The organism is Lentibacillus sp., from assembly GCF_035301675.1.
In the GTDB taxonomy this organism is placed as follows: Bacteria; Bacillota; Bacilli; order Bacillales; family Amphibacillaceae; genus Lentibacillus.
Map to the genome: position 1 here is coordinate 43,111 of NZ_DATGTT010000034.1, position 23,162 is coordinate 66,272.

The 23,162-nt window shown below is 42.9% G+C and carries 22 protein-coding genes; all 22 read left to right on the forward strand.

Going from position 1 to position 23,162, the window contains the following annotated elements; translation table 11 throughout:
- Positions 1-45: 45 nt before the first annotated feature.
- The 22 genes from VK097_RS05360 to VK097_RS05465 all read left to right on the forward strand — a co-directional run bounded on the left by VK097_RS05360 (position 46) and on the right by VK097_RS05465 (position 23,156).
- Complete coding sequence (locus VK097_RS05360) at positions 46-1,002, forward strand: polysaccharide deacetylase family protein (protein WP_324210777.1); 957 nt, start codon at positions 46-48, stop codon at positions 1,000-1,002.
- Positions 1,003-1,032: 30 nt separating this feature from the next.
- Positions 1,033-2,268, forward strand: coding sequence for a M16 family metallopeptidase (locus tag VK097_RS05365; protein WP_324210778.1), 1,236 nt, complete (start codon positions 1,033-1,035; stop codon positions 2,266-2,268).
- Between the two features lie 41 nt (positions 2,269-2,309).
- Positions 2,310-2,555: a YlmC/YmxH family sporulation protein gene (locus VK097_RS05370; protein ID WP_324210779.1), complete on the forward strand. Its 246-nt coding sequence runs from the start codon at positions 2,310-2,312 to the stop codon at positions 2,553-2,555.
- Positions 2,556-3,052: 497 nt separating this feature from the next.
- Positions 3,053-3,937: a dipicolinic acid synthetase subunit A gene (gene dpaA, locus VK097_RS05375; protein WP_324210780.1), complete on the forward strand. Its 885-nt coding sequence runs from the start codon at positions 3,053-3,055 to the stop codon at positions 3,935-3,937.
- Positions 3,937-4,542: a dipicolinate synthase subunit B gene (gene dpaB / locus VK097_RS05380; RefSeq protein WP_324210781.1), complete on the forward strand. Its 606-nt coding sequence runs from the start codon at positions 3,937-3,939 to the stop codon at positions 4,540-4,542. The genes dpaA and dpaB overlap by 1 nt, the downstream gene beginning before the upstream one ends.
- 35 nt (positions 4,543-4,577) lie before the next feature.
- Positions 4,578-5,624: an aspartate-semialdehyde dehydrogenase gene (asd, locus tag VK097_RS05385; protein WP_324210782.1), complete on the forward strand. Its 1,047-nt coding sequence runs from the start codon at positions 4,578-4,580 to the stop codon at positions 5,622-5,624.
- A 15-nt stretch (positions 5,625-5,639) separates the two neighbouring features.
- Entirely contained in the window at positions 5,640-6,872 is a 1,233-nt protein-coding gene (gene dapG / locus VK097_RS05390) for an aspartate kinase (RefSeq protein WP_324210783.1), read from the forward strand.
- A gap of 199 nt (positions 6,873-7,071) precedes the next feature.
- A complete protein-coding gene (dapA, locus tag VK097_RS05395) occupies positions 7,072-7,956 on the forward strand; it encodes a 4-hydroxy-tetrahydrodipicolinate synthase (RefSeq protein ID WP_324210784.1) in 885 nt (294 codons plus the stop codon).
- Between the two features lie 120 nt (positions 7,957-8,076).
- Positions 8,077-8,811, forward strand: a complete 735-nt coding sequence (locus tag VK097_RS05400; RefSeq protein WP_324210785.1) for a ClpP family protease — start codon at positions 8,077-8,079, stop codon at positions 8,809-8,811.
- Positions 8,811-9,014, forward strand: a complete 204-nt coding sequence (locus VK097_RS05405; RefSeq protein WP_324210786.1) for a YlzJ-like family protein — start codon at positions 8,811-8,813, stop codon at positions 9,012-9,014. Before VK097_RS05400 ends, VK097_RS05405 begins: the two co-directional genes overlap by 1 nt.
- Before the next feature lie 281 nt (positions 9,015-9,295).
- Positions 9,296-11,590: an FtsK/SpoIIIE family DNA translocase gene (locus VK097_RS05410; RefSeq protein WP_324210787.1), complete on the forward strand. Its 2,295-nt coding sequence runs from the start codon at positions 9,296-9,298 to the stop codon at positions 11,588-11,590.
- A gap of 225 nt (positions 11,591-11,815) precedes the next feature.
- On the forward strand, positions 11,816-12,541 hold the full coding sequence (locus tag VK097_RS05415; RefSeq protein ID WP_324210788.1) for a GntR family transcriptional regulator: 726 nt from the start codon (positions 11,816-11,818) through the stop codon (positions 12,539-12,541).
- 105 nt (positions 12,542-12,646) lie between these two features.
- Positions 12,647-13,762 (forward strand): BMP family lipoprotein, encoded by a 1,116-nt coding sequence (locus VK097_RS05420; protein ID WP_324210789.1) that lies wholly within the window; start codon positions 12,647-12,649, stop codon positions 13,760-13,762.
- A 252-nt stretch (positions 13,763-14,014) separates the two neighbouring features.
- A complete protein-coding gene (locus VK097_RS05425) occupies positions 14,015-15,541 on the forward strand; it encodes an ABC transporter ATP-binding protein (RefSeq protein WP_324210790.1) in 1,527 nt (508 codons plus the stop codon).
- Positions 15,541-16,587, forward strand: coding sequence for an ABC transporter permease (locus tag VK097_RS05430; RefSeq protein WP_324210791.1), 1,047 nt, complete (start codon positions 15,541-15,543; stop codon positions 16,585-16,587). Before VK097_RS05425 ends, VK097_RS05430 begins: the two co-directional genes overlap by 1 nt.
- The gene (locus tag VK097_RS05435; protein WP_324210792.1) at positions 16,588-17,547 is read left to right on the forward strand and encodes an ABC transporter permease; all 960 of its coding nucleotides are present in this window, start codon (positions 16,588-16,590) and stop codon (positions 17,545-17,547) included.
- Between the two features lie 120 nt (positions 17,548-17,667).
- Complete coding sequence (gene yfmF, locus VK097_RS05440; RefSeq protein ID WP_324210793.1) at positions 17,668-18,960, forward strand: EF-P 5-aminopentanol modification-associated protein YfmF; 1,293 nt, start codon at positions 17,668-17,670, stop codon at positions 18,958-18,960.
- Entirely contained in the window at positions 18,953-20,236 is a 1,284-nt protein-coding gene (gene yfmH, locus VK097_RS05445) for an EF-P 5-aminopentanol modification-associated protein YfmH (protein WP_324210794.1), read from the forward strand. Before yfmF ends, yfmH begins: the two co-directional genes overlap by 8 nt.
- 9 nt (positions 20,237-20,245) lie before the next feature.
- A complete protein-coding gene (gene ymfI / locus VK097_RS05450) occupies positions 20,246-20,968 on the forward strand; it encodes an elongation factor P 5-aminopentanone reductase (RefSeq protein WP_324210795.1) in 723 nt (240 codons plus the stop codon).
- Between the two features lie 70 nt (positions 20,969-21,038).
- Positions 21,039-21,296 carry a DUF3243 domain-containing protein gene (locus tag VK097_RS05455; RefSeq protein ID WP_324210796.1) on the forward strand — a complete coding sequence of 86 codons (258 nt, stop codon included), beginning with the start codon at positions 21,039-21,041 and terminating at the stop codon, positions 21,294-21,296.
- Positions 21,297-21,438: 142 nt separating this feature from the next.
- Positions 21,439-22,227 (forward strand): YmfK family protein, encoded by a 789-nt coding sequence (locus VK097_RS05460; protein WP_324210797.1) that lies wholly within the window; start codon positions 21,439-21,441, stop codon positions 22,225-22,227.
- A gap of 17 nt (positions 22,228-22,244) precedes the next feature.
- Positions 22,245-23,156: a helix-turn-helix domain-containing protein gene (locus tag VK097_RS05465; protein ID WP_324210798.1), complete on the forward strand. Its 912-nt coding sequence runs from the start codon at positions 22,245-22,247 to the stop codon at positions 23,154-23,156.
- Positions 23,157-23,162: the final 6 nt, after the last annotated feature.

Genomic DNA, 23,162 nt, shown 5'->3' on the forward strand with positions numbered 1-23,162 from the left:
TAACCTGTCCATCCATTTCATAGTGATTAGTGAGGGGGGTTATGAATGTACTGGTATCGGTCGTTTGTACATATTAGTGTGTTTATTCTGATTGTTGTTATTTCATTTGATTATACGTATAACCCTTTTGAGCCAAACGAAACCGGGACATTTTCCACTGTCGTCGATGAATCTGTCATGGCTAGCGATCCGCTCTATAATGAAATACAAAAAAAGAGCGAAGAGTATGAGGAAGCACCCAAAAATGCTGTGATCGACAAAGTGTGGAAAAAAATACCCGGACTAAATGGTGTGAAAGTGGATATCGAAAAATCCTATGAGCAAATGAGAAAGAATGGGACATTTGATGAAACTTTGCTCGTCTATGAGCAGAATGCCCCCGAAATAACGATGGATGATTTGCCAGCCGCTCCGATATACCGCGGAAATCCCGGTAAAGATATGGTTGGTTTTTTGATCAACGTGTCATGGGGAACAGAATATATTCCCGCCATCCTGAATATTTTAAAGGAGCACCATGTTAAGGCCACTTTTTTTATTGAAGGAAAATGGGCGATGGAAAATACAGATACCGTTAAGATGATTCATGAGCAGGGACATGTCATCGGAAATCATGCCTACAATCACCCCGTTATGTCACGTCTGTCCAAACAGGATATGCTGGAGCAGATCAGCCGGACCAATGAAATAATTGAAGCCATTACGGGTGAAACTCCCCGATGGTTTGCCCCGCCTAGCGGTGATTTTAACGATCAGGTAGTGGAAACGGCGGCTGAACAGGATATGGAAACGGTTCTTTGGAGTGTCGACACGATTGATTGGAAGAATCCATCTGTATCTGTTATGATGAATCGAGTAAACGGCAAGATCCACCCTGGTGCAACGTTGTTAATGCACCCGACTCCTTCAATAGTCGAGGGGCTGGATTCAATGATCAGAAGCATAAAGGAAAAAGGTTATAAAATTGGAACGCTTAACACTTTGTTAAGTTCAAAACGGTAAGGCAAAAGCGGATACTTAGGAGGAAATACATTGGTAGAAAAATATACAAGCGGGAACGGACTGCGGATCGTTCTGGAAAATATACCTTCAGTCAGGTCTGTCACAATCGGAATATGGGTGAAGACCGGATCACGCAATGAAACAGAAGCAATAAACGGTATTTCCCATTTTTTGGAACACATGTTTTTCAAAGGGACCAGTACGAGGACTGCTCAGGATATTGCCGAAGCTTTTGACGCAATCGGCGGACAGGTTAATGCGTTTACCTCAAAAGAGTATACGTGTTTTTATGCAAAAGTGATGGACACCCATAAGGAAAAAGCTCTGGAGATATTGGCGGATATGTTTTTCAATTCATCTTTTGATGAAGAAGAGATGGAGCGTGAGAAAAAAGTTGTTTTAGAGGAAATCAAAATGTATGAAGACACCCCGGATGATATCGTCCACGATATATTGGCACGTGCTTCGTTCGGTGATCATCCATTGGGCTATCCGATTCTGGGAACGGAAAAACAATTACACTCATTTACGCCGGACACATTACGAGGCTATATAAACGAGCGGTATACACCCGGGAATGTTGTTATATCAGTTGCCGGCAATGTGGATAATTCATTTATGAAGACGGTAGATGACTATTTTGGCGATTTTGAATCGAATGCCAAACAAACGGATATGGAGGAACGTCCGGCATTTTTGGGCAATCAGATTGAACGTCATAAGGATACGGAACAGGCGCATTTATGTCTGGGATATAATGGCCTGCCGATAGACGATGAAAATATGTACGGTCTGATTATTTTAAACAATGTTCTTGGCGGCAGTATGAGTTCACGTCTTTTTCAGGAGGTTCGGGAAAAGCAGGGGCTGGCATATGCTGTTTTTTCGTACCATGCATCATTTTTGGATAATGGCTTATTGACGATCTATGCTGGTACTGGGAAGGAACAGCTGCCGCAATTAAAGGATACAATCAATAGAACGGTGGATAACCTGATTCAAAATGGTTTGACGGATAAAGAGCTGACAAATACCAAGGAACAATTGAAGGGCAATCTGATGCTGAGTCTGGAAAGCACCAGCAGCCGGATGAGCCGCAATGGAAGAAATGAATTGCTGTTGAATAAACACCGTTCTTTGGATGACATGATCACAGAAATAGATAAGGTTGATCATGACAAAATGCAGCATGTCATTGATTCTGCGTTACGGCAATCACCGTCTACCGCACTTATTGCACCTGAGACGGCGTCATCACGGGTATAATTTTCAGTCATAGCCCATATATATGTAATGGGGGCGATATTATGCGGTATAAAGATATCAGTGCCAAAGAGATTGTTGATGTTAATCAGGGAGCGAGATTGGGAGTGCTTGGTCAGACAGACCTTGAAATCGATGAGAAGACAGGACAGATTGAATCTTTCATCATTCCGAATTATAAATGGTTCGGTCTGAAGAAAGAAGGCGCCGAAACGAAGATCAGATGGCGGTCAATCCGAAAAATCGGTGAGGATATGATTATGATCGAGCCGGATGATCACGTACAGTAAAATGAAACTTTATTCAGTGGGACGCATTTCCCCACTGAATGTTAGTTGAGCAGAACGGGCATTTAAGGTCAGTTATCTGCCGTTTCTTGGCGTATTATTGACCATTAAAGCGGAGTAGAATAGCTTTTTAACCAAGGCTGGTGTCATGGATTTATGACGCCAGCTTTTTTATTTGATAAGAAATTATAAATTTTTGGCTCTACGATTTGTTTATTAAAAATTGCCACGTCCGGCTTCAGCGCTAAAGCTGCAGCGTGACTTCCTTCATCTCCGTCAGATAAGTCAACAGCGATTCACTCATCGTGTTTCCTTTATCTACTGCGGCTAGCGGGCGCCCCCAGCCTATGTTATATCATGTAATTGACCACTAACAACAGGCACACAATTCAAGACAAGTCTGATTCCGAATTTTCTGGCTCCGGCAATCACTAACTTACGATAAACACATAAACTATTTTGAATACCTATTTAGAAGCAGTACGGAGGGATTTTTAGTCATGATGCAACAAATTGCTGTAATAGGCGGTGATGCACGCTATCTGGAGCTGATACGTCAGCTGCAGGCATTACCTGATACGACGATTTCGCTGGTTGGCTTTGACAAACTTGAACAAGGTTTTACCGGATTAAACCAAACCGATTTTGCTGATTTGGACCAAGGGAGGATGGATGCGGTCATTTTACCGATTACAGGCACTGACCGCCAAGGCTATGTAGAAACCGTTTTTTCCGACCAGACAGTTCAGCTGACAGATGAGTGGTTTGAAGGCCTGGGAGACAATACAGTTATATTCACAGGCATTTCCAACGATTATTTGGATGCTGTAAGTAAAGCTTCGAATGTAGGACTTATTCCATTACTTAACCGGGATGATGTAGCCATTTATAATTCGATTCCGACAGCTGAAGGTATGATCATGATGGCGATTGAACATACCGATTATACCATTCATTCATCCCGGATAATTGTTGTCGGGTTTGGGCGGGTTGGAAACACAGTTGCTAATAAATTTGCGGCACTCGGGGCAAAGGTTTCGGTATGTGCCAAAAGCATTATGGATCTGGCCAGGATAACAGAATTGGGACATACCGCTATCCCATTTGATGAATTGCATAATTTTACCAATGAATGCGATTTACTAATTAATACGGTTCCTGCCAAGGTTGTTACGAAAGACGCGATTCAATATCTTCCGCCGCACGGTATTATATTTGATCTCGCGTCGAATCCCGGTGGCACCGATTTTGATTATGCAAGAAAGCGGGGAATTAAAGCGATTTTATCAAAAAGTCTGCCAGGAATCGTCGCTCCGAAAACTGCCGGAAAAATTTTGGCAGATGTAATCAAACAATTTCTGCTTAAACGAGAGGAGAATATATGATGGGGTTGAAAGGAAGACGGATTGGATTTGGTGTGACCGGATCACACTGCACGTATGGTCAGGTATTTCCACAGCTGGAGAAACTGATAGATGCCGGGGCAGAGGTAATACCGGTTGTATCCTATACAGTGCAGAATACGGACACTAAATTCGGAAAAGCAGATGACCATGTTGCAAAAATAGAATCCATTACCGGAGAACGTGCGATTAAAACCATCCCGGAAGCAGAGCCGCTGGGGCCTGAACTCCCGCTTGACTGCATGGTCGTTGCACCATTAACGGGTAATTCCATGAGCAAGCTGGCAAATGCGCTGACCGACACACCGGTATTGATGGCAGTAAAGGCAACAATGCGCAACGAGAATCCAATCGTTCTTGGGATATCCACGAATGATGCCCTGGGCTTAAATGGTGTTAATTTGATGCGGCTCATGGCAAGTAAATTATTTTATTTTATTCCATATGGCCAGGATAATCCGTATAAGAAACCCAATTCACTTGTAGCCGATATGGACTTATTGTCTGATACCATTGAATCGGCATTAAGCTATCAGCAACTTCAACCCGTGATTATTCCTCATATTGATGATAATATGGTAGAATAAGATGAAATCAAACTTTTAAAGAGGTGTCTAACAGAATGACAGAAAATAATCCAGTAAACGTTGCAGTAGTTGGAGCTACTGGAGCGGTCGGAGAAAAGATCGTCGAAATACTCGAAAATAAGGACTTACCAATTAATGAACTGAAACTATTATCTTCCAAAAGATCAGCAGGCAAGAAACTGGCATTTAACAATCGGGAGCTGACAGTGGAAGAAGCTGAACCGGAAAGTTTCAGTAATATAGATATTGCCTTGTTCTCAGCCGGGGGATCGATTTCTAAAAAATTAGCTCCTGAAGCGGTGAAACGGGGTGCGGTTGTTGTTGATAACACGAGTGCATACAGAATGGCTGAGGATGTACCGTTAGTAGTGCCTGAAGTAAATGAGTCAGATATTAAGTCACATAATGGTATTATTGCTAATCCAAACTGTTCCACGATTCAAATGGTTGCGGCCCTGAAACCAATTCAGGAAGCGTTCGGTCTGAGCCGTGTTATTGTCTCAACCTATCAGGCGGTGTCCGGGGCAGGAAAAGAGGCAAACGAAGAATTGAAGAACCAGACGGAACAATTTTTGAATAACGAGGAAATGACAGCTGAACTGCTGCCTGTCAAAGGTGATGAAAAACATTATCCGATCGCCTTTAATGCGCTTCCGCAAATTGATTCGTTTCAGGAAAACGGCTATACATTTGAAGAGATGAAAATGATTAATGAATCGAAAAAAATTCTTCATGCACAGGATTTACCCGTTGCAGCAACTTGTGTCAGACTCCCGTTTTTCACATCACATGCAGAGAGTGTCTATGTCGATGTTGAAAAAGATGGTTTAAATGTTGAAGATATATGGAATGTACTAAGGAAAGCCGATGGTGTCACGCTTCAGGACGATCCGGCTGCACAGACGTATCCGACACCGCTGAGTGCGACCAACAAAGAAGATGTGTTTGTCGGGCGTGTCCGCAAAGACCTGGACAGTGATAAAGGCTTCCATTTATGGGTTGTGTCTGATAATCTGATCAAGGGTGCTGCATGGAATACAATTCAAATTGCAGAACGTTTAATTGCTAATAAGTGGCTTTAAGATAGAGGTGGAACAATGCAGATATTAGTCCAAAAATTCGGTGGTACTTCTGTTCAGACAGAAGATAACCGCGCTCATGCTATTCAGCACATTAAAAATGCACTCATGAACGATTACAAAATAGTTGTTGTCGTATCTGCATTAGGACGGAAACCGGCACCATATGCAACAGACTCGCTGCTGGACCTGATTGATTTTCCGAAAAATTATAATTCTAACCGGGAATTGGATATTCTGATGTCGTGTGGTGAAACAATTGCCTCGGTTGTATTGTCAAATGAGTTGCAAAAGAACCATATAAGTGCCACTGCATTGACCGGGGCACAGGCAGGCTTCGTCACAAACAACGATTTTAACCAGGCAAAGATTAAAGAGGTAAAACCGGATCGTGTGCTTAATGAATTTAAAGAACATGATGTTGTCGTTGTGGCCGGTTTTCAGGGTCAGTCCTCTGACGGCGAAATAACAACTATTGGCAGAGGCGGAAGTGATACAACCGCCGCTGCGATGGGAGCGGCGGTTGATGCCGAGCGGATCGAAATTTTCACAGATGTTAACGGCATTATGACTGCCGATCCGAATATGGTATCATCAGCAAGACCGCTGGATATTGTAACCTACACGGAAATTTGCAACCTTGCATATCAGGGTGCCAAGGTCATTCACCCAAGGGCTGTGGAAATTGCAATGCAGGCAAAAATCCCTATGCGTGTGCGATCAGCGTATGTTGAAGATGAGGGCACGCTTATTACAGCATCCAGAATTCAGGAAATGGGCACGGATATTCCGGATCGCCTGATAACCGGAATTGCCCATATGTCCTCCATAACACAAATAAGCGTCCAAACAAAAGAAGAGATTCACCGGCTGCAGTCGGACGTTTTTAAAGCAATGGCTGAAGCAGGCATTTCCGTTGACTTTATCAACATTTCACCAAACGGGGTTATTTATACCGTACCTGATACACACACTAAAAAAGCCATCCACATTTTAGAAACATTGGGCTTTTACCCGGAAATTACCGAGAATTGTGCCAAGGTTTCTGCGGTTGGAGCAGGCATGACCGGTGTTCCGGGCGTTGCATCAAAGATTGTTCAATCATTGACAGATGCCGGAGTTCAAATATTACAATCAGCTGACAGCCACACAACCATCTGGGTGCTTATCCATGAAAAGGATTTACAACCGGCAGTAAATGCATTACATGATGTTTTTGCCTTAAACGCTGCTGATAAAAACCTTGTATAAGTGCATATGCAAAAAGAATGCTTTTTGCATGTGACCTCAAGCTGATCCAACAATCAATGGGGGCTTTCTTACCCTCCATTGATTGTTGGATGAACGATTCGGATATTTACTGGCGGTTAACTCACTGCCTAATCTTCATCGTATACTGGGGACATTTAAGGTGGAGTCTTACTGCCAGTTACATGCGGGATAAAATTTGATGAAGAAGGTGTTTTTCGTGGGCTTTGGTAATTTATTGACAGCGATGGTGACGCCATTTGATGCGAATAACCAGGTTGATTTTGCCAAAACAACAAAACTGATTGAATATTTACTGGCCAATGGAAGTGAAGGATTGGTTGTCGGCGGCACGACCGGTGAATCACCAACACTGACGACTGACGAGAAAATCGCACTTTTCAAACATACAGTCAAAGTCGTCAATAATCGGGTGCCGGTTATAGCCGGTTCAGGAAGCAACAGTACACAGGCATCGATTACGTTGACTAAAGCAGCTGAAAAATCCGGTGCAGATGGAATTATGCTTGTGGCTCCTTACTATAACAAACCCAATCAGGAAGGGCTCTACCGTCATTTTGCTGCAATTGCCGGTGAAACGGCACTTCCGGTGATGCTGTATAATATCCCCGGCCGCTCTGCTGTAAAAATAAGTGCAGAGATCATTATCCGGTTGAGTCAAATCGATAATATTGTTTCTGTAAAAGAGGCCAGCGGTGATCTTGATCTTGCAGCCGATGTTATTGAACATACAGCTGATAATTTTAGTGTTTACAGCGGGGAAGACAGCATTACATTACCGCTGCTGTCACTCGGAGCAGATGGTGTTGTCTCTGTAGTATCCCATATTGCCGGCAATGATATGTCAGAAATGTTGAAGGCATATCAATCAGGCGATGTGGCACGCGCAGCATCCATCCACCGAAAATTGCTCCCGGTTATGAAGGGAATGTTTGCACAGCCTTCTCCCGTACCGGTTAAGACAGCACTGAATATGAACGGCATTGATGTTGGTGATGTCCGGCTGCCGTTGTTGGCGATGACGGATTCAGAGAAAGAGATATTGAAGAATTTAATACAGCGTTAAAAATATCGGCGGAAAACGCCGATATTTTTATGGTTAGTTTGCATGGTTCTTTCCTATAAGGCTCATACTAACTGATAGTTATCACTGCAACCAGTAAAGTCTGAAAAGGAGTGTCTATAAATGGATAAGGAACCATCAAAGAAAGACGATCAGAATCAAGGGGACCAGGCCAATAATTCATCCCTGGTTCAAAAAATTCAGCAACTAGGCCAATCAAACGTCCCGCAGGCTCCGGATTCCAATATTCATGTGCTGTCAATCATCGGGCAAGTTGAAGGGCATGTCCAGCTGCCGGCACAAAATAAAACAACTAAATATGAACACTTATTGCCACAGCTCATTGCTGTTGAACAAAATCCTAAAATAGAAGGGCTGATTATATTATTGAATACCGTCGGCGGTGATGTGGAAGCCGGGCTGGCTTTATCCGAAATGATTGCCTCCATTTCCAAACCGACTGTTTCGATTGTATTAGGTGGCGGACATTCGATTGGGGTGCCAATTGCTGTTTCTGCAGATCATTCTTTTATAGCACCGACAGCAACCATGACTATTCATCCGATCAGGCTGAACGGATTAGTCATTGGTGTACCGCAAACATTCGAATACATGGATAAGATGCAGGATCGGGTAATTGACTTTGTGGTCAATCATTCAACCATCGAAGAAGAGAAGTTTAAAGAATTGATGTTTGCAAAAGGGAATCTGACAAGGGATATTGGTACGAATGTGATTGGTACAGATGCAGTTGAATACGGGTTGATTGATGGGGTCGGTGGTGTCAGTCACGCAATGATTAAACTAAATGAAATGATCGGCGATAACCAGGGACCGGAAGATCAGGTGATTCAGTGATGCTGTACACACCTTTATCAACAACAGATATTTTTCCGTCATCTGACAAGGAATTTCAAAAACGGCAATGTGTTTCGCATAACGGGAAACAATTATATGTAGAAGAAAGGGAGGACGGACATTATCAAGTGCTGCAATTGCTTTCCACTGATCCCAATGATTTTATGAATCCTGATTATCTGCCGGGTACGATTTTACGCTAACCAGCGCTAAACATTGAAAACTGTGCTATAATGGAACTAATTGTCAAGACCCCTTGCCGGCTGACTGGCAGGGGTTTATCTCCCTTAATGGCGGAGCAGTATCCCCCATTTAAATTTTTTAGGGAAATCAGTAAAGGTAAGTGAGGATCGACTACCCATTAAGGTTGGATTCTGTTGATTCTGTTCAACCAGCACTCAGCGGAAAAAAGCAGCCCGCTGAATTAAGTTTCACTTTACTGATAATGTTTTAAAAACACGTCTAAGCAAGCGAGGTGATAAATATGGCAAAGAAAAAAAGAAGAAAAAAGAAAAATCAATTAAATAAAAAGGTGAAGTATGAACTGCTGGGATTGCTGTTTATTTTTCTTGCTATCTTTGGCAGTGGCGCCAGTGCTATCAGTGACGGTGCGGTCCCTGGAGGTCTTGAGTATATTTTTCGGTTTTTTCTGGGAATCTGGTATTTTATCGCTTCAGTATTTTTACTTGTAACAGGGGTCGTTTTAATGATTAAGCGGCGATATCCTCACTTTTCCAATAAGAAATTAATAGGTTTTTATATTATCTTTGCCGGTTTATTATTGCTTACGCATATTCAAACGTATGAAAGATTGCTTGTTTCTTCGGAAGAAACATCGATTCTGAAGGCAACGTGGAATCAATTCTTTGCATATGTAGAAGGCAATGGAGGGGCAATGCAGACCGGCGGCGGAATGTTAGGAGCTATAATGTTTACATTTTGTTACTTTTTATTTTCTGCCGTCGGTGCCAAAATCGTGGCCGTTTTTTCGATTTTAATAGGAATTATATTTATGACAGAGTTTTCACTGGGTGAATTTTTTTCCAAGTGGAGCAAGCGCATAATTGGAATGGTGAAGTTGATTAAAGAACGCGCATCAACAGCCCGGGGAGACCGCCCGCCATCAGATCATGAAGAGGTTTACGACACCGTCCCTGAACCTGACGATAGTCCGGGCGCGGACGAGCCCGTTATTCAGGATTTTACGGATGTGGCTTATTCCTTCGACACGCAGGAATCAGACAATCAAGCTGAAAATGAATCAGAGGCTGGGGAGGCAATCCAAACAGCTGAAGCCGAAAATAAAACAAATGATGATAACCCGCTGCCAATGACTGAAGCGGAAAATCATGAATATGAACTGCCATCACCCAACCTGCTCGCCGAACCGACTCAAAGCTCACAGCAGCAGGAAAAATCACAGATTCAGGCGACAGTCAGGAAATTGGAACGGACGTTTAACAGCTTCGGGGTTAAAGCCAGAGTGACCAAGGTGCATGTCGGTCCTGCCGTTACAAAGTATGAGGTATATCCCGAAGCCGGTGTAAAAGTCAGCAAGATTGTTAATTTACATGATGATCTGGCGCTTGCCCTGGCAGCAAAAGACATTCGCATCGAGGCCCCGATACCCGGAAAATCGGCCGTCGGCATTGAAGTCCCTAATCAGGAAATTGCCCAGGTCTCACTGAGAGAAGTATTGGATAATTCATTTACAAAGCAATCTTCCAAACTATTATTCGCACTCGGCCGTGATATTTCAGGAGATTCCATCGTGTCGGAATTGAGTAAAATGCCGCACATGCTCATAGCAGGCGCTACCGGCAGCGGTAAGAGTGTTTGTGTAAATGGGATTATTACAACGATCCTGATGCGTGCTAAACCGCATGAAGTTAAAATGATGATGATTGATCCGAAAAAAGTTGAATTGAACGTGTATAACGGCATACCGCACTTATTGACGCCGGTTGTGACAGATCCGAAAAAAGCTTCCAGGGCACTGAAAAAAGTGGTAGCCGAAATGGAAAGAAGATATGATTTGTTTTCCGAAACAGGAACCCGCAACATCGAGGGTTATAATGAGTACATTCACAGGTATAATCAGACAGTATCAGAAGAGGAAAAGCAGCCAAACCTGCCATACATCGTTGTACTTGTAGACGAGCTGGCCGACCTGATGATGGTTGCTTCCAACGATGTTGAAGATGCCATTACGAGACTTGCACAAATGGCACGGGCAGCAGGTATCCATCTAATCCTTGCAACACAGCGTCCATCAGTGGATGTCATTACAGGTGTCATTAAGGCAAACATACCTTCCAGGATCGCATTCAGTGTGTCTTCTGCCACTGACTCGCGAACAATTTTAGATTCCGGCGGGGCTGAAAAACTACTGGGCCGCGGAGATATGCTGTTTATGCCGGTGGGATCCTCAAAACCTACCAGAGTGCAAGGAGCATTTTTATCCGACGAAGAAGTAGAGCGCGTTGTCGATCATTGCATTGATCAGCAAAAGGCTTCATATCAGGAAGAAATGATTCCTGAAGAAACAAGTGAGGTAACATCAGATGTGGATGATGAGTTATATGATGATGCCGTGCAAATGATAACAGAAATGCAAAGCGCCAGCGTTTCGATGCTGCAGCGCCGCTTTCGGATCGGCTATACAAGGGCTGCGCGTTTAATCGATGCGATGGAGGACCGTGGTATTGTCGGCCCGTATGAGGGCAGTAAACCGCGAGCAGTCCTTGCATCGCAGAGCAATGAAGAAAAGACCTCATAACCGCACCATAAAACGGACAGACCTGTTATAAGGCTGTCCGTTTTAAATGAATAATAAGGTTGGATCTTCAAATTATCTGTAAGTAAATTTACCTATATCTATTTATTTATCTTGTTGAACGTGTTATATTTATGACGACCTATAGATTAGTCATACGTCAGATGTCAGATCTCTGATTTGCTGGTACATACATGATAAAACGTGAAAATTAAAGGATGGGACGTCATGTCGCTGAAAATGGATTCGCGCCACTTATACTTACAGGTTATTGATCAAATAAAACGTGATATTGAAAACGGTAAATATAAAACAAAACAAAAATTGCCATCGGAATTTCAGCTTTCAAAAGAGTTAGGTGTCTCCCGCGCGACACTGCGTGAAGCATTAAGAATACTGGAAGAAGAAAACATCGTCACACGGAGGCATGGTGTAGGCACATTCGTCAACCCGAAGCCTATTTTTTCTTCAGGAATTGAACAGCTGAACAGTGTGACATATATGATTGAGCAATCTGGGAAAGTACCGGGTTCACAGTTTCTTACTACCGAAATATTGGAGCCGACAGAAGACGAACAGGTCAAGTTTGAACCGAAACAAATCAGTTCGCTGGCCAAAATTGAACGTGTCAGAACCGCAGACAATGAGCCTGTTGTGTTTTGTATTGATAAACTGCCGGAAGCTTTCATCCCGCTGGATCGGGTACACAGGACCGACTCATTATTTAAATTAATGGAAGAATTCTCCGGTAAACAAGTTGCTTATGCTGTAACTTATATTGAACCAGTCGGTTACCATGATCGAATCTATGAAATTTTAAAATGTGACCCTGATCAGTCTTTATTGCTGCTGAAACAAATGCACTATACGGGCGAAGATGAACCGGTGCTGTATTCAGCAAACTTTTTTCGATCAGATGTTTTCAGTTTTCATGTTTTAAGGAAGCGTATGTAAGGGGTTTCACATATTTCATTCGGGGAGGTGATCGTGCAAATATATCATCTGGATTCGGCAATTCTATTTTCATCAAACATCATTTTTATCTAGGGGGTATTAAACGTGAAAAACCGGAAATTTATTTTATTATTTGCTTTACTGTTAAGTCTTGGAATGCTGTTGGCAGCATGTGGCGGCGGCAGTGATTCTGAAGGAAATGAAGGCTCTGATAAGGGTTCAGACAGTGAAGAATCCAGTGAGGGTCCATCAGACTTTTCAGCCGGAATGGTGACAGATGTCGGCGGTGTAGATGATAAATCATTTAACCAGTCAGCATGGGAAGGTTTGCAGGCATGGGGCGAAGAGCATGGCCTGGAACAAGGTCAAGGTTTTGATTACGCACAGTCAAACAGTGATTCTGACTATGCGCCAAACCTAAACCGTCTGGTGCGTGAAGGATATAATGTCGTTTTTGGTATTGGCTATAAACTGGAAGATGCGATTAAGGATGTTGCCGGTCAATATCCGGACACAAACTTTGCAATCGTGGACTCTGTCGTTGAAGGTGATAATATCGCAAGTATCACGTTTGCCGATCATGAAGGTTCATTCCTGGCGGGTGTTGCAGCAGCCAATAAAACGAATACAGACAAACTTGGCTTCGTCGGCGGAACTGACTCCGATCTGATTAATAAATTCGAATCCGGATTTGTGGCAGGTGCAAAAACAGTTAATCCGGATATTGAAGTCGAAGTTCAGTATGCAGGTGCTTTCGACGCCCCTGACGATGGCAAACTGATTGCCAGCAATATGTTTAATGACGACATCGATGTCATCTATCATGCATCTGGCGCTACCGGTAACGGGGTGTTTGCACAGGCGAAAGACATCAAAAATAATGATCCTGAACGTGAAATTTGGGTAATCGGTGTAGATCGTGACCAATATGAAGAGGGACAAATCGGCGATCAAAACGTGACGCTGACATCCATGGTCAAGCGGGTTGGAAATTCTGTTCAGCAGGTAAGCAATATGGCAATGGAAGGCGAATTCCCTGGCGGGGAAGTGCTTGAGTTCGGTGTTGAAGATGAAGGTGTAGGGCTTGCAGACACAAATGAAAAGGCCTATACTGATGAAATTGCTCAAGCTGTTGACGAGTGGAAACAAAAGATCATAGACGGTGAAGTCGAAGTACCACAAACACATGATGAACTGGATGAGTATTTGAATTCGTTGTAAAATCTATCCCGTCTCAAAAGGCAGCCCCCCACTTAATCAGGAGAGCTAAGTGGGGATTAGCTTCCCGTAAAGGTCTGATTCTGTTTATAGAAAAGGCTGGTAAAAGCCAGTCTTTTTCTTCTGACTTGAACTGAGGCTGGTTTGCAAATTCTCGAATGAAGAGTGCTGTTCCCTGCCCCTTTTCATTTGGCGATTTATAGACCAACTGCCTCGTAAAGTAACCAGCCGTCAAGATTAAAGGAGTGTTAAAACGTGGATTATGTTGTTGAAATGATAAACATTCGGAAGGAATTCCCCGGGGTTGTAGCTAATGATAATGTTACACTTCAGTTAAAAAAAGGTGAAATTCATGCATTGTTAGGTGAAAACGGCGCCGGGAAATCGACCCTGATGAATGTTTTATTCGGATTGTATCAGCCCGAAAAAGGAGAAATTCGTGTAAACGGCAAGTCCGTTAAGATAACTGATCCGAATGTCGCGAATGATCTTGGTATCGGGATGGTGCACCAGCACTTTATGTTAGTGGAACCATTTACGGTGACACAAAATATTATCCTTGGAAGTGAACCGACGAAATTCGGTAAAATTAACTTAAAAGAGGCTGAGCTGGAGGTTCAGGAACTGTCTGACCGGTATGGTCTGCAGGTGGATGCCACCGCTAAAATAAGAGATATATCAGTCGGCATGCAGCAGCGTGTTGAAATACTCAAAACATTATACCGCGGTGCAGAAGTTTTAATTTTTGACGAACCGACCGCTGTATTAACCCCGCAGGAAATCACCGAACTGATGGAAATTATGGATTCATTGATTGCTGAAGGGAAATCAATCATTTTAATCACACACAAGTTGAAGGAAATAATGGAAATCAGTGACCGGTGTACAGTCATCCGCAAAGGTGCCGGGATTGATACCCTGGATGTAAAAGAAACGTCCGTCACAGAACTGGCTTCACTTATGGTCGGCAGGAGTGTCAATTTTAAAATTGACAAGCAGCCTGCAGAGCCAAAGGAAACAGTGCTGAGCATCCGGAACTTGAAGGTAAAAGATAAACGGAAAATCGACATGGTTAAAGGCATGGATCTGGAAGTCCGGGCAGGGGAAATTGTTGGAATTGCCGGTGTTGACGGCAACGGGCAATCTGAGTTGATAGAAGCGATTACCGGACTGCAGAAGACTGAATCCGGTTCCATCCGGTTAAACAGCAAAGATATTACGAATCTATCACCGCGTAAAGTTACGGAGAGCGGAATTGGACATATCCCGCAGGACCGGCATAAATATGGTCTTGTTCTTGATTATTCAATTGGAGAGAACATGGTGCTCCAAACGTATTACCAGAAACCATTTTCCAAATACAAGACGCTCAACTTCAAGGAAATCTTTCAAAAAGCTGAAAAGCTGATTAATGAATACGATATCAGAACACCCAGCGTTCATACAAAAGCACGGGCTTTATCAGGCGGAAACCAGCAGAAGGCAATTATCGGCCGGGAAGTCGACCGGTCCCCTGATTTGCTGATAGCCGCTCAGCCGACACGGGGACTGGATGTCGGTGCAATTGAGTTTATTCATCATAGATTAATAGAAGAGCGTGACAAAGGCAAAGCTGTTCTGCTGGTGTCTTTTGAGTTGGATGAAATATTGGATATCAGTGATCGGATCGCCGTTATGTTTGACGGAAAAAATGTAGCCGAAGTCAAACCCGAAAAAACGGATGAAAATGAACTTGGCCTGCTGATGGCAGGGAGCAGCACTGAAAAGGCAGGTGGGAAATAATGAACTCCAATAGACTATTTAATATTCTTGTACCGGTTGTCTCTGTTTTCATCGGTCTCTTGGCCGGAGCCCTTATGATGCTTGGTTTTGGCTATAATCCAATAACGGGATATGCTGCATTATGGAACGGTGCTTTTGGTGATTTATATTATTTTGGCGAAACCATTCGTCAGGTGACGCCGTACATATTCACCGGTTTGGCTGTTGCGTTCGCGTTCAGATCCGGATTGCTTAATATTGGTGCCGAGGGCCAGGTTATTGTAGGCTGGCTTGCAGCAGTATGGATCGGTACAACGATTGAAGCGCCTATGATTATTCATCTGCCTTTGGCAATTATCGTGGCTGCGCTTGCCGGTGCTTTTTGGGGATTTATCCCCGGTCTTTTAAAAGCAACCCGGGGGGTTCATGAGGTTATCGTTACGATTATGCTGAATTACACAGCCCTCTATTCGGCCAATGCAATTGTCCGTAACGTCCTTTCTGACAATGAAGATAAAACACCTGATGTTGCATCGACAGCTTCTCTGGCTTCCGAATGGTTTCAGAATATGACTTATTTTTCACGCATGCACTATGGCATTTTTATTGCTTTATTCGCCGCAGTTATCATGTGGTTTATCATCGAGCGGACGTCAGCGGGTTATGAGCTGAAGTCGGTTGGTTACAATGAACATGCGTCGAAATATGCAGGTATGAACGTCAAGTGGAATATCATACTTTCCATGATTATTTCCGGTGCGTTTGCCGGTCTGGCTGGTGCCATGGAAGGATTGGGCACATTTGGCTATATGTCTGTACAATCAGGTTTTAATAACCTCGGTTTTGACGGGATAGCAGTGGCATTGTTGGGAGCAAACACTGCTGTTGGAGTCGTACTGGCCGCCTTTCTGTTCGGAGCGCTTAAAGTGGGGGCGTTAAATATGCCTACCGAAGCAGGCGTGCCGACTGAGTTAGTTGATGTCATCATTGCGCTCATTATTTTCTGCGTTGCATCAAGTTATATTATTCGCTGGGTGCTGCTTCGCTTTAAAAAGGAGGAGAAATAAATGGGATTTGTTGATCTATTGCAATCGATTATTCCACAGGCATTATTCTTTTCGGCACCTTTAATATTTACGGCTTTGGGCGGAGTATTCAGTGAAAGATCCGGCGTTATCAACATTGGACTGGAAGGTCTGATGGTTATGGGCGCTTTTGTTGGGATTGTATTTAACCTGACATTTGCCGATGTGTTCGGATCATGGACACCATGGGTATCAATTATCGTTGCTGCCGTCATATCAGCCATTTTCTCGCTGATTCATGCAGTGGCAGCCGTCTCATTTCGTGCAGATCAGGTTGTCAGTGGTGTTGCCATTAATTTCCTGGCCTTAGGTTTAGGTGTTTTCCTTACCAAACAATGGTATGGCAAAGGGCAAACAGAAATCGTCTCACAGCAATTTTTTACAAGTGATATTCCACTGCTCGCAGACATTCCAATTATTGGGGAGATATTTTTCCAAGGGATTTATTTAACATCTTATGTGGCGATTGCACTGGCATTTGCAGCATGGTATGTGCTTTATAAAACCCCATTCGGGCTGCGTTTGCGTTCTGTCGGGGAGCATCCGATGGCTGCTGATACGAACGGAATAAATGTCCCTAAGATGCGTTATATTGCAGTTGTTCTGTCAGGTGCACTTGGTGGACTGGGCGGATCCGTATTTGCTTTAACAATCGTGTTGAATTTCTCCCATGCGACCATAGTCGGGCAAGGTTTTATGTCACTGGCAGCCGTTATCTTCGGGAAATGGCACCCATTAGGAGCAATGGGAGCGGCCTTGTTCTTTGGTTTTGCTCAAAGCTTGAGTGTTATCAGCGGCGGAGTTCCGTTGCTTGAAGATGTACCGCAAGTCTTCCTGCTGATTGCTCCATACGTATTGACGATTTTGGCATTGGCTGGTTTCATTGGACGTGCTGAAGCACCAAGAGCCAATGGTGAACCTTATATTAAAGGGACAAGATAAGTATTTGCCTTAAAAGCCTGGGTTGTATTTATAAAGCAACTCGGGTTTTTGCTATAATATAACGTAGATTAGCCATAATAAGAAATACGGATTTTAAGATATACATAAGGAGGATCCTGAATGAATGGGACCTATGAAGAGGCAGTGAATGAAAATGGCATTAAACTCCATTTTATACCAACCGAAAAATTTAAAACGATAGCCATTACGGCTAAGTTTAAATCACACTTAGAACAGGAAACGATAACACAACGCGCACTGCTGCCGTATGTTTTACAGCAGGGGACACAATCCTATCCGAGTCGAAGTGCTCTTCAGACGAAATTGGATAGTTTATACGGGGCCGTTTTATCGATTAATGGTTCCAAAAAAGGGAATTATCACATTGTGACGATTCGCCTTGAAATAGCCAATCAGAAATTTATTTCACATGAGTCCGATATCATTGATGAAGCTGTAGCGTTATTTAGGGAAATAATTTTTGATCCGAACCACGAAGAAAGCAACGCTTTTCCCCAGGCGGTTGTATCAAGGGAAAAAGATATACTCAGACAAAAAATAAATACAGTTGCAGATGATAAAATGCGTTTTGCCAATATGCGCCTGATTGACGAGATGTGTCATGATGAACGGTATAAATTGCACATCCATGGCTATGAAGATGATCTGGACCGCATAACTGCCGAAAACCTGTACACATATTACAGATCGATGTTACAGGATGACCAGATTGATATTTATGTGTCGGGAGATATTGACAGTGCAGCACTGAAAGCTAAGATGCTTCCCGCATTTCAGTACGATGGGCGTTCCGGGTCCAAGAAAAGTGCCCAGGATACGGAGAAGTATCCGGATCAGCCGAATGTGGTTATAGAAAAACAGCAAATCCAACAGGCAAAGCTGCATTTTGGCTATCGGACCCATATAATGTTTGGGGATGATGATTATTTTGCTTTGCATGTTTTTAATGGCTTGTTTGGCGGTTTCCCAAGTTCCAAATTATTTATTAATGTGAGAGAAAAGAATAGTCTGGCCTACTATGTTGCATCAAGATTCGAAAGTCATAAAGGCTTATTGTTTGTCTTCAGTGGTATCGCGCCGCAAGATTTTGAACAGGCGAGAGACATCATTGAACAGCAAATGGAAGCTATGAAAAACGGGGACTTTACCGAAGACGAATTGACCAACACGAAGGAATTGATCGTTAACCAGCTTCTTGAAACCATGGACAATTCGAAAGGGATGGTTGAATTGCTTTATCAGCAGGTAGCTGGTGACATGGTCCTTTCTCCGGAGTCAATGATTGAGGGCATCAAAAATGTCAGCAAAGATGAGGTCATAAATGTCGCCAAGAAATTGGATCTGGATACCATTTACTTATTGACCGGTTCAGGGGGTGATACGGATGAATAAACTGGAATATGATCATATCGGAGAGACCATTTTTAAGGAAAAACTGGAAAATGGTCTGACTGTTTTTTTGTTGCCTAAACCGGAAATGGCTAAAACGTACAGTATATTTTCTACCAACTTCGGGTCAATTGACCAGTCATTTGTGCCGATCAATGGAACGGAGCAAATCACGGTTCCGGAGGGCGTCGCTCACTTTTTGGAGCACAAGATGTTTGAAAAAGAAGACCGGGATGTATTTGCCGATTTCGGTAAACAGGGTGCATCAGCAAATGCTTATACATCTTTCACTAAAACAGCGTATTTATTCAGTGCTACCAATCACATCGCAAAAAATATCCAAACATTGCTTGATTTTGTTCAGGATCCATACTTTTCAGAGGAATCGGTCGAGAAAGAAAAAGGCATTATCGCTCAGGAAATTGAAATGTACAATGATCAGTCTGACTGGCAATCATTCATGGGGACACTGAAGGCACTGTTCCACCATCACCCGGTAAAAATTGATATTGCTGGTACGGTTGATTCCATTTATACGATTACAAAGGATGATTTATATACGTGCTACAATACATTTTATCATCCGGAAAATATGACATTGTTCGTTGCCGGCAATTTTGAAGAACAGAGGATAATGGACCTCATCCGGCAAAATCAGGTATTCAAAGATTTTGCCAAATTGGATGATATCAAACGCGATTATCCCGAAGAGCCCGCTTCAGCAGCCAGAAAAGAGAACAAAATAACAATGCCTGTTACCGTTCCAAAGTGTACAGTCGGCATTAAAGAGTCATCAACCCAACTGAGCGGCGATAAATTTTTGAGCAAAGACCTGCTTCAAGATATGGTTGTCGATTTTTACTTTTCAAGAGGTGGTCCATTTTATCAGCGGCTCTATGAGCAGCAGCTGATTGATACGAGCTTTTATTTTGAGACGACTCTTGAGAAAAATTTTGGCTATACGCTTATTGGCGGCAACACCAGTAAACCGGATCAATTTGCAGAAACAGTCCGGAGCTTGCTTCTATCCACTCGTCAGGCAGTATTCAGCTCTGAAGAAGTTGATCGTATGAAGAAAAAGAAAATCGGGCAATTACTGAGAGCCATGAATTCCTTGGAGTTCATTGCCAATAAATATGTTCATTATGAAACAGCAGATGCTGATCTGTTCGACGTTATCCCCGCGATTCAGTCACTGACGACTGAAGACTTTAATAAATATGTTCAGAACTGGATTGATGATGAGCGTATAGCAATTTGTAAAATAGTGAATGAATAGGGGATTTTAATGGGGAAAAATGTATTGATTATCGGTGCAAGCGGTGATATTGGGACAGAAATTGCCGAAAAGCTTGCCGGGAATGGCTGGCAGCTTATTTTGCATTATAATAAGAATAAACAGGCTATGGAAGCCAATCGGATGCATTTGAACAGGGAGTCTGTCCTGATGGAAATACAGGCTGATCTAAGTGAGCAATCTGGTATCAACCATCTTTTAGGTCAGCTCGTCTTTCCGGCAGATGCTATCGTCTTTGCAGGCGGCAGTGCACATTACGGATTGTTCCAGGATACCGATGAACAGATAATGGATGCCATGCTGACATTACATGTGAAAGCCCCTTGGACGATAACAAAATATATACTCCCCTCGATGATCCGCGAGCAGTATGGAAGGATTATTTTTATTACATCGGTATGGGGAGAGGCCGGTGCAGGCAATGAGGTGGTTTATTCATCTGTTAAAGGTGCGCAAAACAGTTTTGTAAAAGCATTAGCCAAAGAAACTGCATCTTCCGGTATTGCAGTAAATGCTGTTAGCCCCGGCTTTATCGATACAAAAATGAATCAGCATCTGCTGGCAGAGGAAAAAGCGAAAATTGTTCATGAAATTCCAGCAAACCGGGCCGGAACATCAGAGGACGTTGCCAACACTGTCAGTTTTCTCATGAATGAACGGTCGGATTATATCCATGGAGAGATCATCCATGTAAGCGGCGGCTGGAGGTCTTAAAATGCCATGCATAAACAGGCTCATAAATCAAATACTATCCATGTAAAAAATATGAAGGAGGCAGATTTAAATGTCCGTTCTAGATAATTTTGACACATGGAAAGCTTTTTTGGCTGACAGACTTCAGCAGGCTCAGTCCCAGGGTATGGGCCAGCAAACCATATCAAACATGGCTTACGAGGTTGGCGATTATCTGGCGGCTAACACAGATGCTAAAAACAATGAAGAAGCTGTATTGCAGGAAATTTGGACTGCTGCATCTGAAGATGAGAGACATGCAATTGCCAGTGCAATGGTTAAACTTGTACAAAACCAGGGAAATGCGTAAATGACCAATAAAGAAGCTGCCGAGGGATGCAGCTTCTTTATTTTTTCCTGAATATATCCATAATCTCCTTTTCTTCATACATAAAATACTTTATTATAGTAATATAGCAATTTAAATCAGTATGCACACAGAGGGGTTTGCTATGGAAAAAACAGAGTGGTACCTTGAATATGAAATACGGTATAATCGCCCTGGTTTACTTGGTGATATCTCCTCGCTTTTAGGCATGCTTTCCATTAATATCATATCCATTAATGGTGTGGCCGCATCAAGACGGGGAATGTTGCTGCTGTCCAGGAAAGAAGAACAGATAACAAGGTTAAAATCAATTATGCAAACAATGGATACGATTGAAATAAAAAAAGTACGTAAACCGAAACTTCGTGATAAGCTTGCAGTCAGACACGGACGTTATATCCAAAGTGATGCGGACGACAGGAAAACATTCCGGTTCGTCAGAGATGATTTGGGTATACTGGTGGACTTTATGGCAGAACTATATAAAAAAGAAGGACACAAATTAATCGGGATACGCGGAATGCCCCGCGTTGGCAAGACAGAATCGGTTGTGGCAGCAAGTGTATGTGCCAATAAGCGGTGGCTGTTTGTTTCAAGTACATTGCTTAAACAGACCATTCGGAATGAACTTATTAAAGATGAATATAATCATGATAATTTATATATTATTGATGGAATTGTTTCGACACGCCGGGCTAATGAACAACATTGGCAGCTTATTAGAGAAATAATGCAGCTTCCCGCCATCAAAGTTGTTGAACACCCAGATATGTTTGTCCAGGCTACTGAATATAAACTGAGCGATTTCGATTATATAATTGAACTGCGCAGGGATGAAAACGAAGACATCACATATGAGCTGGTAAACAACGATTTTAGCCAGGAAGACGGCTTTTCGATGTTTGATTTTTAAATTGGATGGTGTTATGCATGGAGATTGGAGAAAGACTGAAAGAGGCGAGAGAGGAACAAAACCTGTCCCTGGAAAGTCTGCAGGAGACAACAAAAATACAAAAAAGGTATCTTGAGGCAATTGAACAGGGAAATTTTAAAATATTGCCGGGAACGTTTTATGCGCGTGCTTTTATTAAAGAATATGCTGCAGCAGTCGGACTCGATCCCAATGAACTGCTGGAGGAGTATAAAGAGGAAATCCCGCAAGCCGAGGAAGAAAGTACGGTACAATATTCACATATTCATCGTTCACGCAAAAATAATAACGCTCAGAAAAACACCAATATCTTTTCCTTCATACCGACTGTAATTGTCGTACTGCTGGTGATAGGCATCTTTTTCGTAGTATGGCTTTTTTATCAGGAGACAGCCTCTGAAGAAATCACAGAACCTGAACAGCCACAGGACGATCAAGAGGTAACATACGATGATGATGGAGATAATCAGGAAAATAAGGGCTCCGGCGATGAATCTGATGCAGCAAGTGATTCGGAATCGGAAAACTCGGGTGATAAAAGCACTGAAGGTGAATCAGAAAAGTCTAAGCCTGAATTTGTCGTAGAAGAGAAAGGGACGGGCAGCCCCCCTGAATCAACCGTTACTCTGGAAAATGCGAGTGATGAGATAACAGCCACAATTGAAGCTTCCGGAGACTCTTGGCTTGATGTCCAAAATGATGCAGGAGAATCTCTGTTTTCCGGTATGGTCAGTGCTGATAATTCACCGGTTGAGGTGGATTTAGCGGGAGCAGATCGTGTATGGTTCAGTGTCGGCAGCGCACCGGCATTGGATATAACAATCGACGGAACTGCACTGGAATACCCGGTAAATCCCGATGAAGAAGTGTTTCAAAAAGTTTGGGTTAAGATCAATAAAGCCGGGGAATAGTTAAAA